Source organism: Streptomyces sp. NPDC006174 (assembly GCF_040614075.1).
Classification (GTDB): domain Bacteria; phylum Actinomycetota; class Actinomycetes; order Streptomycetales; family Streptomycetaceae; genus Streptomyces.
This window is the reverse complement of the sequence record NZ_JBEXTJ010000016.1, coordinates 101,905-117,728: the sequence shown is the minus strand read 5'-3', so window position 1 is coordinate 117,728 and position 15,824 is coordinate 101,905. Positions and strand designations below refer to the sequence as shown.

At 72.0% G+C, this 15,824-nt stretch carries 10 protein-coding genes; 1 reads left to right on the top strand and 9 read right to left on the bottom strand.

Annotated features, from left to right (window positions below):
- Positions 1-4 precede the first annotated feature (4 nt).
- The 9 genes from ABZ267_RS29700 to ABZ267_RS29660 all read right to left on the bottom strand — a co-directional run bounded on the left by ABZ267_RS29700 (position 5) and on the right by ABZ267_RS29660 (position 13,671).
- Complete coding sequence (locus ABZ267_RS29700; RefSeq protein ID WP_356752812.1) at positions 5-577, bottom strand: GNAT family N-acetyltransferase; 573 nt, start codon at positions 575-577, stop codon at positions 5-7.
- Positions 578-650: 73 nt separating this feature from the next.
- On the bottom strand, positions 651-1,493 hold the full coding sequence (locus ABZ267_RS29695) for a GNAT family N-acetyltransferase (protein ID WP_356752900.1): 843 nt from the start codon (positions 1,491-1,493) through the stop codon (positions 651-653).
- A 166-nt stretch (positions 1,494-1,659) separates the two neighbouring features.
- Positions 1,660-2,814: a flavodoxin-dependent (E)-4-hydroxy-3-methylbut-2-enyl-diphosphate synthase gene (ispG, locus tag ABZ267_RS29690; RefSeq protein ID WP_356752810.1), complete on the bottom strand. Its 1,155-nt coding sequence runs from the start codon at positions 2,812-2,814 to the stop codon at positions 1,660-1,662.
- Between the two features lie 175 nt (positions 2,815-2,989).
- A complete protein-coding gene (locus ABZ267_RS29685; RefSeq protein ID WP_356752808.1) occupies positions 2,990-4,300 on the bottom strand; it encodes a site-2 protease family protein in 1,311 nt (436 codons plus the stop codon).
- Positions 4,297-5,550, bottom strand: coding sequence for a 1-deoxy-D-xylulose-5-phosphate reductoisomerase (gene dxr, locus ABZ267_RS29680; RefSeq protein ID WP_356752806.1), 1,254 nt, complete (start codon positions 5,548-5,550; stop codon positions 4,297-4,299). The genes ABZ267_RS29685 and dxr overlap by 4 nt, the downstream gene beginning before the upstream one ends.
- A gap of 178 nt (positions 5,551-5,728) precedes the next feature.
- A complete protein-coding gene (locus ABZ267_RS29675; protein ID WP_356752804.1) occupies positions 5,729-7,684 on the bottom strand; it encodes an acyl-CoA dehydrogenase family protein in 1,956 nt (651 codons plus the stop codon).
- 239 nt (positions 7,685-7,923) lie between these two features.
- Complete coding sequence (locus ABZ267_RS29670) at positions 7,924-9,369, bottom strand: aldehyde dehydrogenase family protein (RefSeq protein ID WP_356752802.1); 1,446 nt, start codon at positions 9,367-9,369, stop codon at positions 7,924-7,926.
- Positions 9,370-9,555: 186 nt separating this feature from the next.
- Positions 9,556-11,130 (bottom strand): PucR family transcriptional regulator, encoded by a 1,575-nt coding sequence (locus ABZ267_RS29665; RefSeq protein ID WP_356752800.1) that lies wholly within the window; start codon positions 11,128-11,130, stop codon positions 9,556-9,558.
- 177 nt (positions 11,131-11,307) lie between these two features.
- Complete coding sequence (locus ABZ267_RS29660) at positions 11,308-13,671, bottom strand: ATP/GTP-binding protein (protein ID WP_356752798.1); 2,364 nt, start codon at positions 13,669-13,671, stop codon at positions 11,308-11,310.
- Between the two features lie 776 nt (positions 13,672-14,447).
- Here ABZ267_RS29660 and gabT point away from each other — a divergent pair.
- Positions 14,448-15,788 (top strand): 4-aminobutyrate--2-oxoglutarate transaminase, encoded by a 1,341-nt coding sequence (gene gabT, locus ABZ267_RS29655; protein WP_356752796.1) that lies wholly within the window; start codon positions 14,448-14,450, stop codon positions 15,786-15,788.
- Positions 15,789-15,824 lie beyond the last annotated feature (36 nt).

The following is a 15,824-nucleotide window of genomic DNA, read 5'->3' as shown; positions in this document are numbered from 1 at the left end:
CCATTCAGGCCCGGGGCCGCTGGAGCGGCAGAGGCGCGCCCATCACCGCGTACGGGAGCGGAGCGCTGGGGAAGACCACCTGGCGGGCCAGGTCGCGGTAGCCGAGCGCGCGGTACAGAGAGCGGGCCGGGCTGTCCTTGTCGATCGCGGAGAGGATCGAGCGGGGCTGCGGGACGCCGTCGGTGATGCTGGTGATCAAGGTGCGGCCGATGCCGTGCTGCTGGTGGTCGGGGTGGACGTGCAGCTCGGTGATGACGAAGGAGTCGTCGAGCCAGCCGTCGGAGCCGGTGGCGCGGAGGTAGGGCTCGACGACGGTGGACCACCAGTGGGCGCGGTCGTTGGGCAGTCCGTAGACGAAGCCGACGAGCCGTCCGTCGGAGGTGAGGGCGCCGAGCGCGCGGGCCTCGGGGTGGTCGAGGTGGCGCAGGACGATGTGGCGGCGTACGTCGATCTCGTCCTGGCTGAGCCCGAAGGCGGCGGCCTGGACGTGGAGGGCTTCGTCGACGCGTGCGGCCAGGTCGATGGGGCCGACCGCGATGCCGGGGTCCGCGGGGCCGTGCGCGGTGACTGGTGCCATGCGCGAACCCTACTGGCCGGGGCGGTCGGGCCGGTACGGGCGGAGGCCGGGAAGCACCTCCCGTACGGGCTGTTCAGAAAAGGACGCTCATGAAGGTGCCGGTCTCGCGGAAGCCGACGCGGCGGTAGGCCTTGCGGGCGGCGGTGTTGTAGTCGTTCACGTACAGGCTGACGACGGGCGCGACATCGGCCAGGGCGTAGCGCAGGACGGCGGCCATGCCGGTCTCGGAGAGGCCCTTGCCGCGGTGTTCGGGAGCGACCCAGACGCCTTGGATCTGGCAGGCCTGGGTGGTGGCGGCGCCGATCTCCGCCTTGAAGACGACCTTGCCGTCGTCGATGCGGGCGAAGGAGCGGCCGGCGCCGATGAGTTCGGCGACGCGGGCCTGGTAGAGGAGACCGCCGTCGCCGGCGAGCGGAGAGATGCCGACCTCTTCGGTGAACATCGCGATGCAGGCCGGCATCAGGACCTCGGTCTCGTCCTTGCGGATGCGGCGGACGAGCGGGTCGGGAGTGATGTCGGCCGACGGGCTCTCGGTGACCATGAGCGGCTGGTTGGCGCGGACCTCGCGGGCGGGTCCCCAGCCCGGTTCGAGCAGCCGCCAGAGCAGCGCGGTGGGTTCGGCCGGCCCGACGATCGAGGAGCAGCGGCGGCCGGCCCGGCGGGCCCGGTCGGCGAAGGCGCGTACGGCTTCGGGCCCGGCGCAGATGGGGACCAGGTTGGCACCGGCGTAACAGAGGGAGCGGAGCCTGCCGTCGGCGTACCAGCCCCACATCTCGCCGCCGAGACGCCAGGGGTCGAGCCCGGCGACCTGCACGCGGGACGTGACGAAGGCGTTGGCCACGGGCTCGCTCTCCAGGATGGCGAGCGCTGCGCCGAGGTCGCTGGGTTCGAGGACCCGGGTGGTGGTCTGCGTCAACACGAGGGGGCCTCACCATGCGGTCTGCTGATTTCCGCACTGTACCCAACAAGCCTGGAGAACGCTGCCCGGGTCCGGAAGCGGGCTCCTGAACAGACCGTGGATACGCCACCGCCCCGCCGGGCGCGAGGCTCGACGGGGCGGTGAGGACCCGGAAAGGCGCAGGTCAGCTGATGGAGACCTGGGGCTCGCCGGAGGCGATGCCGTCCTTCTCCATCTGCTCGGCGATCTTCAGCGCTTCCTCGATGAGGGTCTCGACGATCTTCGACTCGGGCACGGTCTTGATGACCTCGCCCTTGACGAAGATCTGGCCCTTGCCGTTGCCGGAGGCGACACCGAGGTCGGCCTCACGGGCCTCGCCGGGGCCGTTGACGACACAGCCCATGACCGCGACGCGCAGCGGCACCTCCATGCCCTCCAGACCGGCGCTGACCTGGTCGGCGAGCTTGTAGACGTCGACCTGGGCGCGGCCGCAGGACGGGCAGGAGACGATCTCCAGGCGGCGCTGCTTGAGGTTGAGCGCCTCCAGGATCTGGAGTCCGACCTTGACCTCCTCGGCCGGCGGGGCCGAGAGGGAGACGCGGATGGTGTCGCCGATGCCTTCGGAGAGCAGCGCGCCGAACGCGACGGCCGACTTGATCGTGCCCTGGAACGCCGGTCCGGCCTCGGTGACGCCGAGGTGGAGCGGGTAGTCGCTCTGGGCGGCGAGCTGGCGGTAGGCGTTGACCATGACGACCGGGTCGTTGTGCTTGACCGAGATCTTGATGTCGCCGAAGCCGTGCTCCTCGAAGAGGGACGCCTCCCACAGGGCCGACTCGACGAGCGCCTCGGGGGTGGCCTTGCCGTACTTCTTCAGGAGCCGCGCGTCCAGGGAGCCGGCGTTGACGCCGATCCGGATCGGCGTGCGGGTCTCGGAGGCCGCCTTCGCGATCTCCTTGACCTTGTCGTCGAACTGCTTGATGTTGCCCGGGTTCACGCGGACCGCCGCGCAGCCCGCGTCGATCGCGGCGAAGACGTACTTCGGCTGGAAGTGGATGTCGGCGATCACCGGGATCTGCGACTTCCTCGCGATCGTGGCGAGCGCGTCGGCGTCGTCCTGGGTCGGGCAGGCCACCCGCACGATCTGGCAGCCGGAAGCCGTCAGCTCGGCGATCTGCTGGAGGGTGGCACCGATGTCCGACGTACGCGTCGTCGTCATCGACTGCACGGAGACGGGTGCGTCGCCGCCGACCGCGACCGTGCCGACCTGGATCTGTCGGCTGACCCTTCGGTCGGCGAGCTTGGTCGGAACGGCCGGCATTCCGAGAGAAATCGCAGTCATGCGCTGTGCATCCCCAAGGTGTGGATCAAGGTCCCGATGTCGGCGGGCTCCAGGCTTCGAGGTTACGGCACCGGAGCCGGGGCGCACGCACCGTACGGACAAGTCAACCAGATGGTGACCGACCGGACACGACGCGTGTGCCCGGTGGTCACCCTGGGGCTCCCGTGGCGGAGGCTCAGCTGATCTTGACCGGATTCACGATGTCGGCCACCAGGACCAGCAGCGTGAAGCAGATGAAGAGTCCGGCGACCACATAGGCGACCGGCATCAGCTTGGCCACGTCGAACGGGCCCGGGTCCGGGCGCCGGAAGACCTTGGCCAGATTGCGCCGCAGCGACTCCCAGAGCGCACCGGCGATGTGCCCCCCGTCGAGTGGAAGCAACGGGAGCATGTTGAACAGGAACAACGACAGGTTGAACCCCGCCAGCAGGAACAGCATCATCGCGACCTGGTTCTGCGCCGGGATGTCGAGGTTCATCACCTCGCCGCCGATGCGCGCGGCACCGACCACGCCGACCGGTGAGTCGTCGGCGCGCTGGCCGTCGCTGAACGCCGCGTTCCACAGGTCCGGGATCTTGGAGGGCAGCGCGATGATCGCGTCGACACCGTTCTCGATCATGTCGCCCATGCGTACGACGGAGTCACCGAAGCCGAGCGGCACGATCTCGGTCTGGGCGGCGAAGCCCAGGTAGCCGGCCTTGATGAACTGATCCGGGATGACCTCGCCGTTGCCGTCCTTCTTCGCGACGGCGTTCTCGCGCAGGACGGCGTTGAGGGTGACCTCCTGGCCGCCGCGCTCGACGGTGATGGTGGCAGGGCCGATGGTGTCGCGGATGCGGTCCGAGAGCGTCGCCCAGTCGTCGACCTTCTGCCCGCCGAAGGCGACGATCTTGTCGCCCTCCTGGAGGCCCGCGGCCTTGGCCGGGGAGACGGGGTCGGTGCCCTTGCAGGTGTCGCGCTTCTCGCTCTGCGAGATGACGCACTGCTGGACGCCCGCGACCTCGGTGGTCTGCGTCTGGAAGCCGAAGGTCATCGCGACGCCCATGAAGATCGCGACGGCGAGGATCAGGTTCATGAACGGGCCGGCGAACATCACGATGACGCGCTTCCACGGCTTGCGCGTGTAGAAGAGCCGCTTCTCGTCGCCGGGTTCGAGCTCCTCGTACGCGGCGGAGCGGGCGTCCTCGATCATGCCGCGCCACGGTGAGGTGGAGCGGGCTTCGAGCCGGCCGTCGGCGCCGGGCGGGAACATCCCGATCATGCGGATGTAACCGCCGGCCGGGATGGCCTTGATGCCGTACTCGGTGTCGCCCTTCTGCTTCGACCAGAGCGTCGGGCCGAATCCGACCATGTACTGCGGGACCCGGATGCCGAACATCTTGGCCGTGGAGAGGTGGCCCAGCTCGTGCCAGGCGATGGAGAACAGCAGGCCCACGACGAAGACGGCGATCCCCAGGACCGTCAGCAGGATCGAGGTCAGACTCATGCGCGCGCCTCCGCTGTCGCTTTCGCCGAGAGTTCCCGGGCCCGTGCGCGGGCCCAGGTTTCCGCTTCGAGGACGTCCGCGACGCTGAGCGGGGTTCCCGGGGCGGGGGTGCCGTGTTCGGTCACCACAGCGGTGACCGTATCCATGATTCCGTTGAACGGCAGCTGTCCGGCGAGGAAGGCGTCGACGCATTCCTCGTTGGCCGCGTTGAAGACGGCGGGTGCCGTGGAGCCGAGCGTACCGACATGGCGGGCCAGGCCGACCGACGGGAAGGCCTCGGTGTCCAGCGGGAAGAACTCCCACGTGGACGCTTTCGACCAGTCGAAGGCCGGGGCCGCGTCCGGGACGCGCTCGGGCCAGCCGAGGCCGATGGCGATGGGTCCGCCCATGTCCGGCGGGGTGGCCTGGGCGAGAGTGGAGCCGTCGGTGAACTCGACCATGGAGTGCACGTACGACTGGGGGTGGACCACGACCTCGATGCGGTCGAAGGGGATGTCGTAGAGGAGGTGTGCCTCGATGACCTCAAGACCCTTGTTGACGAGCGTCGCGGAGTTGACCGTGATGACCGGGCCCATGGCCCAGGTGGGGTGGGTCAGGGCCTGCTCGCGGGTGACGTCGGCCAGCTCCTCACGCGTACGGCCCCGGAAGGGCCCGCCGGAGGCGGTGACGACGAGCTTGCGGACATCGGCCCGTTTGCCGGCCGCCAGGGCCTGGAAGAGCGCGGCGTGCTCGGAGTCGACCGGGATGATCTGGCCGGGAGCGGCGAGCGCCTTCACCAGCGGGCCGCCGACGATCAGCGACTCCTTGTTGGCGAGGGCGAGCGTGCGGCCCGCCTTCAGCGCGGCCAGCGTCGGAGCGAGGCCGATGGAGCCGGTGATGCCGTTGAGCACGGTGTGGCACTCGCTCGCGGCGAGCGTGGCCGCCGCGTCGGGTCCGGCGAGGATCTCGGGGAGCGGCTCTCCGGCCCCGTACCGCTCACGCAGCGCCTCGCGCAGGACGGTGACCGCGCCCGGGTCGGCGACGGCGACCGTCTTCACCCGCAGCCGGTGGGCCTGCTCGGCGAGGAGGGCGGTCCGGCCGCCGGCGGCCGAGAGCGCGGTGACCCGGAAGCGGTCGGGGTTGCGCAGGACCAGGTCGATGGCCTGGGTGCCGATGGACCCGGTGGAGCCGAGGATCACCAGATCCCGGCGGCCGTCCGCGGTGTCGAAGAGGAGATGCGGATCGGCGAGGGGGGCGGGGCTGTCGCTCATGCCCCCATTGTTGCCGCTCCGGCTGTGCGTGGGGACAGCGCGTCCCGGGTGGGGCGGTGATTCGGTACGCGGGGGGCGCGCCCGGTGTGCGGACGCGCCCCCTTGACGGGTTACGGGTGGTGGCTCAGCTGATGCGTTACGGGCGGCGGCGCACAGCTGATGCCTTACGCGTGGCGGCTCAGCGGACCGGCCGGTGCCGGTTCTCCCCGGCGGAGGGGCCGGGGTCGGCGTCCGCGATCCAGGGGCCGTCGCCGCTGGGGTCGATGACGCCCTCCTCCAGCCAGGTGTACGTACCGGAGAGCACGCCGTCCACCACCCGCCGGTCCAGATCGTCGGTGTTGGACCAGAGCCGCGTGAACAGCTCCTCGACCCGGATGCGGGCCTGCTCGCAGAACGCATCCGCGAGCTGGTACGCCTCCCGGCCGTGTTCACCGGCGCCCCGCAGATGCTCGGCGCGGACGCAGACGGCGCTCATGGCGAAGAGTTCGGCGCCGATGTCGACGATCCGGCCGAGGAAGCCCTGCTTGGTCTCCATCCGCCCCTGCCAGCGGGACATGGCGTAGAAGGTGGAGCGGGCGAGCTTGCGCGAGGAGCGCTCGACGTACCGGAGGTGCCCGGAGAGGTCACGGTGGCCGGCAGGGTTGAACTCACCGTACGTACGCGGCAGCTGCCCGGCCCCGGTGACGAGCTGAGGCAGCCAACGGGCATAGAAGGCTGCGGCGTTGGCACCGGCCTTCGCCTTGTCGGCGAGCGCCTTCTCCGGGTCGATGATGTCGCCGGCGACCTTGAGGTGGGCGTCGACGGCCTCGCGGGCGATCAGCAGGTGCATGATCTCGGTGGAGCCTTCGAAAATGCGGTTGATGCGCATGTCGCGGAGCATCTGCTCGGCCGGAACGGCGCGTTCGCCGCGGGCGGCCAGCGACTCGGCGGTCTCGAAACCGCGGCCGCCGCGGATCTGGACCAGTTCGTCGGCGATGAGCCAGCCCATCTCGGAGCCATACAGCTTGGCGAGGGCGGCCTCGATACGGATGTCGTTGCGGTCCTCGTCGGCCATCTGCGAGGAGAGGTCGACGATCGCCTCCAGAGCGAAGGTGGTGGCCGCGATGAAGGAGATCTTCGCGCCGACCGCCTCATGCTTGGCGACGGGCCGCCCCCACTGCTCCCGTACGGCGGACCACTCACGCGCGATCTTCAGACTCCACTTGCCGGCGCCGACGCACATGGCGGGCAGCGAGAGGCGGCCGGTGTTGAGGGTGGTGAGCGCGATCTTCAGCCCGGCGCCTTCGGGCCCGATGCGGTTGGCGGCCGGGACGCGGACCTGGTGGAAGCGGGTGACACCGTTCTCGATGCCGCGGAGCCCCATGAAGGCGTTGCGGTGCTCGACGGTGACGCCGGGTGCGTCGGCCTCGACGACGAAGGCGGTGATGCCGCCGGAGTGTCCGTCGGACGCAGGAACCCGAACCATCACCACGAGCAGATCGGCAACGACCCCATTGGTGGTCCAGAGCTTCACGCCGTCCAGCAGATAGTCGTTCCCGTCGGGCACGGCGGTGGTGGCGAGGCGGGCCGGATCGGAGCCGACGTCGGGCTCGGTCAGCAGGAACGCGGAGATGTCGGTGGTGGCGAGCCGGGGCAGGAAGGCGTCCTTCTGCTCCTGGGTGCCGAAAATCTTGAGCGGCTGCGGTACGCCGATCGACTGATGCGCCGAGAGCAGCGCACCGATCGCGGGGCTCGCGGATCCGACCAGGGCGAGCGCCTTGTTGTAGTACACCTGGGTGAGCCCGAGACCGCCGTACTTGGTCTCGATCTTCATGCCCAGCGCGCCGAGCTGCTTGAGCCCGTTGACCACCTCGTCGGGGATCTTGGCCTCGCGCTCGATCCGCGCACTGTCGACATGCGTCTCGCAGAAGGCCCGCAGCCGCGCCAGGAACTCCTCACCGCGCCGGATGTCGTCGGGCGGCGGCAAGGGATGCGGGTGGATCAGATCGAGCCGGAACCGCCCCAGGAACAGCTCCTTGGCGAAGCTCGGCTTACGCCAGTCCTGCTCCCGGGCAGCCTCGGCAACCTTGCGCGCCTCACGCTCGGTGACCTTGGGTGCTTTGGGGACCTGGGGGGTGTTGTGTGGTGCGGACATGTCGGGCCTCACCTCGCCGCGCGTCACCAGGACGGACAGGCACCTGGACACGCGGACTGCTAGTCGCTGCCTACTGGTCCGTATGTAACCCGTCTACCCGGAGTTCGGCACCCGCACCAAGCCTGGCGTACGCACAGCGGACGGCCCGAACCCCCGCACAGTGGGTTCGGGCCGTCCGTCTCGCGTCCCCGCTCGCACCCGCTGTCCAGGCGGAGGCGCGGGCGGGGTCGTTCCGGGTGTTACAGGGCCAGGCCCGTGAGGACCAGGACTCGTTCGTACGTGTAGTCGTCCATCGCGTAGCGGACGCCCTCGCGGCCGACGCCGGACTGCTTGGCTCCGCCGTACGGCATCTGGTCGGCGCGGTACGAGGGGACGTCGCCGATGATCACGCCGCCTACCTCCAGGGCGCGGTGGGCGCGGAAGGCGGTCTGGAGGTCGTGGGTGAAGACGCCTGCCTGGAGGCCGTACTTGGAGGAGTTGACGGCGGCGAACGCCTCCGCCTCGCCGTTCACCTTCCGGAGGGACATGACCGGGCCGAAGACCTCTTCGCAGGCGAGCCGCACGTCGTCCGGGAGGCCCGCCAGGACCGTCGGGGCGTACGTGGCGCCGTCGCGCTTGCCGCCGGTGAGGAGTTCGGCGCCGCCCTGGACGGCCTCGTCGACCCAGGACTCGACGCGCTTCGCCGCGTCCTCGCTGACCAGCGGGCCTACATCCGTGGTGGCGTCGGCCGGGTCACCGGTGGCCAGGGCCTCGACGGCGGCGACGATCTTCGGGACGAGGCGGTCGTAGACCGAGGCGTCCGCGATGACGCGCTGCACCGAGATGCAGGACTGGCCGCCCTGGTAGTTGGAGAACGTGGCGATCCGGGTCGCCGCCCAGTCCAGGTCCTCGTCCGAGGTGTAGTCGCCGAGGACGACCGCCGCGCCGTTGCCGCCCAGCTCCAGGGTGCAGTGCTTGCGCGGCACCGACTCCATGATCGCGTAACCGACCGGGCCCGAGCCGGTGAAGGAGATGACCGGCAGGCGCTCGTCCTGGACCAGCGCCGGCATCTTGTCGTTCGGGACCGTCAGGACGGACCAGGAGCCCGCCGGCAGGTCGGTCTCGGCCAGCAGCTCGCCGAGGATGAGGGACGAGATCGGGGTGGCCGGGGCCGGCTTCAGGATGATCGGGGCGCCTACGGCGATGGCCGGGGCGACCTTGTGGGCGCTGAGGTTCAGCGGGAAGTTGAAGGGCGCGATGCCGAGGACGGCTCCGCGCGGGAAGCGGCGGGTCAGGCCGAGGCGGCCCGTTCCGCCGAGGTCGGTGTCCAGGCGCTGCGCCTCGCCGCCGTTGAAGCGGCGGGCCTCCTCGGCCGCGAAACGGAACACCGAGACCGCACGGCCGACCTCGCCGCGCGCCCACTTGATCGGCTTGCCGTTCTCCGCCGAGATCAGCTGCGCGATCTCCTCGGCGCGCTCCCCCAGCCGCCGCACGACGTGGTCGAGCGCTGCCGCCCGAACGTGCGCCGGGGTCGCCGCGAACTCGTCGCGTACGGCGTGGGCGGCGGCGACGGCCTCCTCCACCTGGGCGTCGGTCGGCACGCTGACGGTGCCGACGAGACGCCCGTCGTACGGGTTGGTGACGTCGAAGCTGTCGGCACCGGTGGCCTGGCGGCCGGCCACCCAGAAGGCGTGGGGCGAAGTCATGGAGGTTCCGGCCCTTCGGAGGTCGTGAGAAGTCTTTGACGAGGAGGTCGTGACGTAGGTCGTGGGTGCCCTGAGGCTCCACTCCGCGTCCCACGGTAGGGCCGGGAGGCGGCGATCGCGTTTGTCCGGGGTGGAGTCCCGTACACGTCCGGTGCTCCGGTTTGTCGGAGACGGTGCGGCGGTCGCTCACCCCTCCGCCGGAGTCGCCGCCTCCGTCGCCTTCAGCGCGAGCCACAGCTCCATCCGGACGTCCGGGTCGTCCAGCGAGCGGCCGAGGATCTCCTCCACCCGGCGCATCCGGTAGCGCAGCGTGTGGCGGTGTACGCCGAGGTCGGCGGCGGCCGCGTCCCACTGACCGTGGCGGGAGAGCCAGGCGCGCAAGGAGGCCACGAGGTCGCCGCGGCCCTTGGCGTCGTGCTCGTACAGGGCGCGGAGCATGCCGTCGGCGAAGGCCCGTACGGCGTCGTCGGCGAGCAGCGGCAGGACCGAGCCGGCCGCCAGCTCCTCGTGCTCGACCAGGGCCCTGCCTCGGCGGCGCGCCACCGAGAGGGCCTGCTCGGCCTGCTTGTACGCGGCGGAGACGGCGATCGGACCGCAGGGAGCGGAGAGGCCGACCACCACATCGCTGTCCTCGGCGCCTCCCTCGCGCGGCGCGCGGTCGTCCTGGGCCTCCGCGTAGGCCGCGCAGGCGGCGACCGCCGTGCCGCCGTCCGCCGCCAGGATCACCACGCGCTCGCCCTCGGGCACCATGAGCAGCGCCTCGCCGGAGCGGGCGGCGGCGGCCTCCATGGTCTCGGTGAGCAGCTCGTACGCGGCGGGCGCGGCCGTCTCCGCGATGATCAGCCGGAAAGGCGCGTCGAGCAGCTCGCCGTACAGGTCTCCGGCGACCGCGCGGGCGTGGTCGGGCTGGCCGGCCAGCAGCATGCGCAGGACGGCGGCGCCCAGGCGCTGTTCGGCGCCCTGGAGTGCGCGGGAGCGGGCGGTGGTGAGGGTGAGGAGGGCTACGGCGGAGTGCACGGCGTACCGCTCGGCGGTTCCGAGCGCCGCTCCCGTACCGACGGCCAGCGCTCCGCGTGCCCGGCGGCCGGTGCCCAGCGACTGGAGTTCGACCCGGTCCTCGCTGTCGCCGACGACGACGCTGGCGGGCGCGGGTCTGTCCCGGAGGCGTTCGACGTCCGGCGTGAGGCGGGCGGCCCGGCGCGCGGCCCAGTCCGGGGCGGCGGCGAGCACCGCGCCGGAGGTGTCGTACAGCGCGGCCCAGCCGTCGATGTGCGCGGCGAGGCGGGCGAGCAGGTCGGCCGGGCCGTCACCGGCGAGCGCGGCCTTCGTCAGCTCGCGCTGGGCCTCGAAGCCGGCGGTGACCGCGCGGTACTGGTCGGCGGCGATGGCGGCCGAGACGGCCTTGCTGATGGCCAGGAACGGCGTACGGCGCGGCACTTCCAGGAGCGGAAGGCCCGCTTCCTCGGCGGCTTCGACGAGCGCGTCCGGGACGTCCTCGTAGTTCACGCCGACCGCGAAGCCGACTCCGGCGACGCCTGCTCCGGCCAGCCGCCGTACGTACCGGCGCATGGACTCGGCGTTCTCGGCGTCCAGGTTGGTGGCGGTCACCAGGAGCAGTTCGCCGCCGTCCATGTACGGGACGGGGTCGGCGAGCTCGCTGGCGTGGGCCCAGCGCACCGGGGTGTCGAGCCGGTCCGCGCCTGCCCGCACCGTGAGCTTGAGCGCCGAGTGCTGGACGAGCGAGGCGAGCGTGGGGGGCATGGGACCGGGAACCCTCGGTGTCGGAGACGCGTGGCCGGCGAGGAATGTCGCCGGCCCTGTCGGTGATCGGTGGTCGGTGATTTCGCCGTCCCGTATGAACGGCTGCCGCCGATTCTGCCAGGGCGGCAGAGTTCCTGTAACCGCTCTCCGTCGTGCCCGGTCCCCGAGGGTGGCTTCTCAGCCGCCCAGCTCCACCAGCAGCGGTGGCGCGTGTTCGCCGTCGACCGTGGTCAGCCGCATCACCGCGTGCCCGGCCGGGACCGCGTACGCCAGTTCCGAGGCCGACCAGCGCTCCTTCTCCACCTGCCGTACGGTCACCGCGTCCGTCGTCACCGCCTTGCCGGTCACCAGCTTGCGCAGCGCGTGCAGGGCGCGGGTGAACGGCTGGTCGGCGAAGACGGTGTGCTGGGCGACCTCACGGGTCTCCACCCACTCCTTGCCCCAGGCCTCGGCGAACCGCTTGCCGTCCCAGGTGGTGATGCCGGAGAAGGCGGCCGTGCAGCCGACCGCGCCGAGCAGCGGGGTGTGCAGGGGCTCGGGGACGTCGTCGACGGTACGGAGGGTGAGGACGGCTCCCGCGTTGACCGAGCGCAGCCGGCGGATGCCGCGTACGGTCTCGGCGGTCACCGCGTGCGTCGCGTCGTCCAGGACCAGGCCGACGAAGAGCGTGGTGTCGGTGCGGGCGGCGGTGATGGCCGTGAACTGGGCGAGCAGGAGGCGCGTGAGGAGGCGGGAGGCCTCGGCGTGGCCGCGCTCCGGCAGGTCGACGCGGACCCGCAGCGGGTACTGGCCGAGCGAACGCAGCGCGAACGGGCGGGCGTCCGGGCCGGTGGCGAAGAACCCGGCGAACGCGGGCCGGTCGAGCAGCGCGACCCGGTCCGCGAGGGCCGGTGCGGGGTCGCCGGGGCCGCCGGCCTGACGGGTCCGGGCCTCCAGTTCGCGGAGCATCGCGTGGTGTCCGGCGGCCTCGAGCGTGGCGCGCAGCGCGGTGAGCGCGGCCGGCGTCCCGTCGAGGAGTTCACGCAGTTCCGGTACGGAGGGGAAGTGGCCGTGGGCCGTCCGGTACGGGCCGAGCAGCTGGGCCAGGACGGTGGCCGCGCGGCGGCTGTCCAGGCTGCCGACATCGCCGACGAGCCCTTCCGCGAGGACGGCGGCGGCCTCGTCGGGGTCGCTGGTCCCGCCGTAGAGGTCGAGGTCGTGGGCGGAGGCGGGATTGCCGACGCGTACGACGACGTCGAAGGCCTCGTCCGGGCCGACGGGCGCGCCCGCGCCGCCGACGGCGAGTACGGCAGCCTGTCCGGCGAGGGCCCGCAGGCCGAGGGCCTCGACGACGGGCCGGACCAGCCGGTCGGACTTGCCGGAGCCGGGCGGGCCGACGGCCAGCAGCGAGGTGCCGAGCAGCGTCGGGTCCAGTGCGAGGCCGGTGGTGCGGCGGGCGTAGGGGTTGTGCGGGTCCTCGGCGCAGCGGCCGATGCGGACCTGGCCGGTGAGCACGTCGTGGCGGGCGGTGCGGCGGGGCAGGTCGCGGTGACCGGAAGGGTGCCGGGCGGCGGCTCCCCCGGTGCGCAGGACGGCTTCGGCGAGAGGTGCGAGGCGGTCGGGGCTGCCGGTGGCCTGGGCCCAGGCGTGGCGGAGGCGGGCCACGTCCACGTCGTTCATACGGCCGGTGCGGACCTCGGCGGTGAGGGTCTCCGCCGCGTCGGTCCAGCCCGCCGCGCGCAGCTCGGGCCACTGGTCGGCGGAGGTCGCGGTGACAGGGGCCGAGGGGGTGTCGGCCGGGGCCGGTGTGGCGGTTCCCCTTCCCCGGCGGGCGGCGAGCAGTTCGCGCCAGCGGCCGAGGCGGGCGAAGGGATACAGGACGGCGGCGGCGATCAGCGCGTAGATGACGTAGACGACGGTCTGACTCTGATAGATCTCGCCGCCCGCGACGGCGGCGACCAGCACCAGCACCGGGCGGACGACCGGCAGGGTCTCCTTCCAGACCAGGAGCTGGGCGAGGCCCGCCGCGACGGCCGCCGCGAGAGCGAGGAAGGGCCGGCCACGGCTCACGACGTGGCGTCGGAAGAGCTCGGAGAAGTTGCCGATCCGGCCGCAGCCGTAGGCGAGGAGCCCGAAGAGGAGTGCCTCGTACACGGTGAGGGCGTCGGAGCCCTCGATGGTGCGCGGGCCTCCGGAAGTGCCCGGATGCCACCATTCGCCCGGGGTGAAGAGCTTGAGGGGGACGAGGCGGTACGGGAGGTAGCCGTTGCGCCAGAGCGACCAGAGGAGGAGCGCGGAGAGGAGGGCGATGAGGGCGCCGACGAGGAGCGAGCGGTCGGAGACCTCCTCGCCTTGCTCGGCCGGGCGCGGTGTGAACCCGAACCGCCAGATGCCCGGAGCCTGCGGTGGACGGGGCGTACGCAGCCAGGCGTCAAGGGCCGGGGCTCCGGCGGAGGGCTGCTCGACGGGCGGCGGCGGAGTGGCGGGACGTGCGGGCGGCGGTCCGGACGGGGGCGGCGGAGAGGTCCACGCGGAGGGCTGAGCGGCCGGCGGCCGGTCCATCCCTGGTGCCGGAAGCCTCCCAGGCCGGCCGGACTGCGGTGCCGGCGGCCGGCCCGATGCCGAGGGCTCTGGGGAAGACTGCCCGGACTGCGGTGCCGGAGGCTGGCCTGGCGCCGATGCCCAAGGCTCAGCGGAAGGCCGGCCGGACCGCGGCGTTGGAGACTCGCCGGGCGCCGACACCCAAGGCTCTCCGGAAGACCGCCCGGACCGCGGCGCCGGAGGCCCGCCCGGCGGCGGCACCGGCGTCGGGCCGTCGGCCGTCCGATCGCCCCACGACTTCCCGGAGGCCGGCTGCCCGAACTCCGGCGCACCGGGCTCCCCGGCCGCAGACCGCGAGCCCCGCGGTTCCCCGGCCTCGGGCCGCCCAGGCGCAGGCTGCCCCGCCCACCGCTCCCCCGGCTCCCCCGCCGGAGGCGGTGGCGCCGCCGGCCCGGGCACCCTGTCCGCGTTCGTGTCCCGTACGCCCCGCGTGCCCTCGTCGTCCATGAACCACTGCCCCCTTGACCTGCCGGGACCTGCCGGTCCGTCCGCTGCCCCGGCCAATCTAGTGCGCGCACACGGGGAGTTCAGCAACCCGCCCGAAGAGTGACCGTCCCCGGGCCGCCACAGGCCGCCCCGGACCCGCATCGCGCCTGCTGGGCGGGGTCCGAAGCACCGTCCTGTCCGCGACGGACAACGACACGCACCCACCACTCCCGATCGGAGCATGCCCGGGTCCGCCACCCGCCCCTAGCCTGCGATGAGAAGAGCGTCCGAAACACCCCCAGGAGCCCCTCATGACCGCAATCCCGCAGGAGCGCCGCGTCGTCACTGCCATCCCCGGCCCGAACTCCGTCGAGCTGCAGGCTCGCCGGCTCGCCGCCGTCGCCGCAGGTGTGGGCTCCACCCTGCCGGTGTTCACCGCCCGCGCGGGCGGCGGGATCATCGAGGACGTGGACGGCAACCGTCTGATCGACTTCGGCTCCGGTATCGCCGTGACCTCGGTCGGCGCCTCCGCCGAGGCCGTCGTACGCCGCGCCACCGCGCAGCTCGCGGACTTCACCCACACCTGTTTCATGGTCACGCCGTACGAGGGGTACGTCGAGGTCTGCGAGCAGCTCGCCGAGCTGACGCCGGGCGACCACGCGAAGAAGTCGGCGCTGTTCAACTCGGGCGCCGAGGCCGTCGAGAACGCGGTGAAGATCGCCCGCGCCTACACCAAGCGCACCGCCGTCGTCGTCTTCGACCACGGCTACCACGGCCGGACGAACCTCACGATGGCGCTGACGGCGAAGAACATGCCGTACAAGCAGGGCTTCGGTCCGTTCGCGCCCGAGGTCTACCGCGTCCCGGTCGCCTACGGCTACCGCTGGCCGACCGGTGCCGAGAACGCCGGTGCCGAGGCGTCGGCCCAGGCCATCGACGAGATCACCAAGCAGATCGGCGCGGAGAACGTCGCCGCGATCATCATCGAGCCGGTGCTCGGTGAGGGCGGCTTCATCGAGCCGGCCAAGGGCTTCCTCCCGGCGATCGCGCAGTTCGCCAAGGACAACGGCATCGTCTTCGTCGCGGACGAGATCCAGTCCGGCTTCTGCCGCACCGGCCAGTGGTTCGCCTGCGAGGACGAGGGCATCGTCCCGGACCTGATCACCACCGCCAAGGGCATCGCCGGCGGTCTGCCGCTCTCCGCCGTGACCGGCCGCGCCGAGATCATGGACGCCGCGCACGCGGGCGGTCTGGGCGGTACGTACGGCGGGAACCCGGTCGCCTGCGCGGGTGCGCTCGGCGCGATCGAGACGATGCGCGAGCTGGACCTGAACGCGAAGGCCAAGCGGATCGAGGAGGTCATGAAGGACCGCCTCGCGCAGATGCAGGCGAAGCTCCCGAACGGCGACATCATCGGCGACATCCGCGGCCGTGGCGCCATGATCGCGATCGAGCTGGTGAAGTCCGGCACGAAGGACCCGAACCCGGAGGCGGCCGGCGCGCTCGCCAAGGCCTGCCACGCCGAGGGCGTCATGGTCCTGACCTGCGGCACCTACGGCAACGTGCTGCGTTTCCTGCCGCCGCTGGTGATCGGTGAGGACCTCCTCAACGAGGGCCTCGACGTGATCGAGCAGGCTTTCGGCACGCTCTGATCCTTCGAACCCGGATGCCGTACGGCGGTACTCCCG

Excerpts from the sequence above, each read along its gene's own strand:
- ABZ267_RS29700 (WP_356752812.1), bottom strand. The coding sequence starts at position 577 with ATGGCACCAGTCACCGCGCACGGCCCCGCGGACCCCGGCATCGCGGTC.
- ispG (WP_356752810.1), bottom strand. The coding sequence starts at position 2,814 with ATGACTGCGATTTCTCTCGGAATGCCGGCCGTTCCGACCAAGCTCGCC.
- ABZ267_RS29685 (WP_356752808.1), bottom strand. The coding sequence starts at position 4,300 with ATGAGTCTGACCTCGATCCTGCTGACGGTCCTGGGGATCGCCGTCTTC.
- dxr (WP_356752806.1), bottom strand. The coding sequence starts at position 5,550 with ATGAGCGACAGCCCCGCCCCCCTCGCCGATCCGCATCTCCTCTTCGAC.
- ABZ267_RS29675 (WP_356752804.1), bottom strand. The coding sequence starts at position 7,684 with ATGTCCGCACCACACAACACCCCCCAGGTCCCCAAAGCACCCAAGGTC.
- ABZ267_RS29670 (WP_356752802.1), bottom strand. The coding sequence starts at position 9,369 with ATGACTTCGCCCCACGCCTTCTGGGTGGCCGGCCGCCAGGCCACCGGT.
- ABZ267_RS29665 (WP_356752800.1), bottom strand. The coding sequence starts at position 11,130 with ATGCCCCCCACGCTCGCCTCGCTCGTCCAGCACTCGGCGCTCAAGCTC.
- ABZ267_RS29660 (WP_356752798.1), bottom strand. The coding sequence starts at position 13,671 with ATGGACCGGCCGCCGGCCGCTCAGCCCTCCGCGTGGACCTCTCCGCCG.
- gabT (WP_356752796.1), top strand. The coding sequence starts at position 14,448 with ATGACCGCAATCCCGCAGGAGCGCCGCGTCGTCACTGCCATCCCCGGC.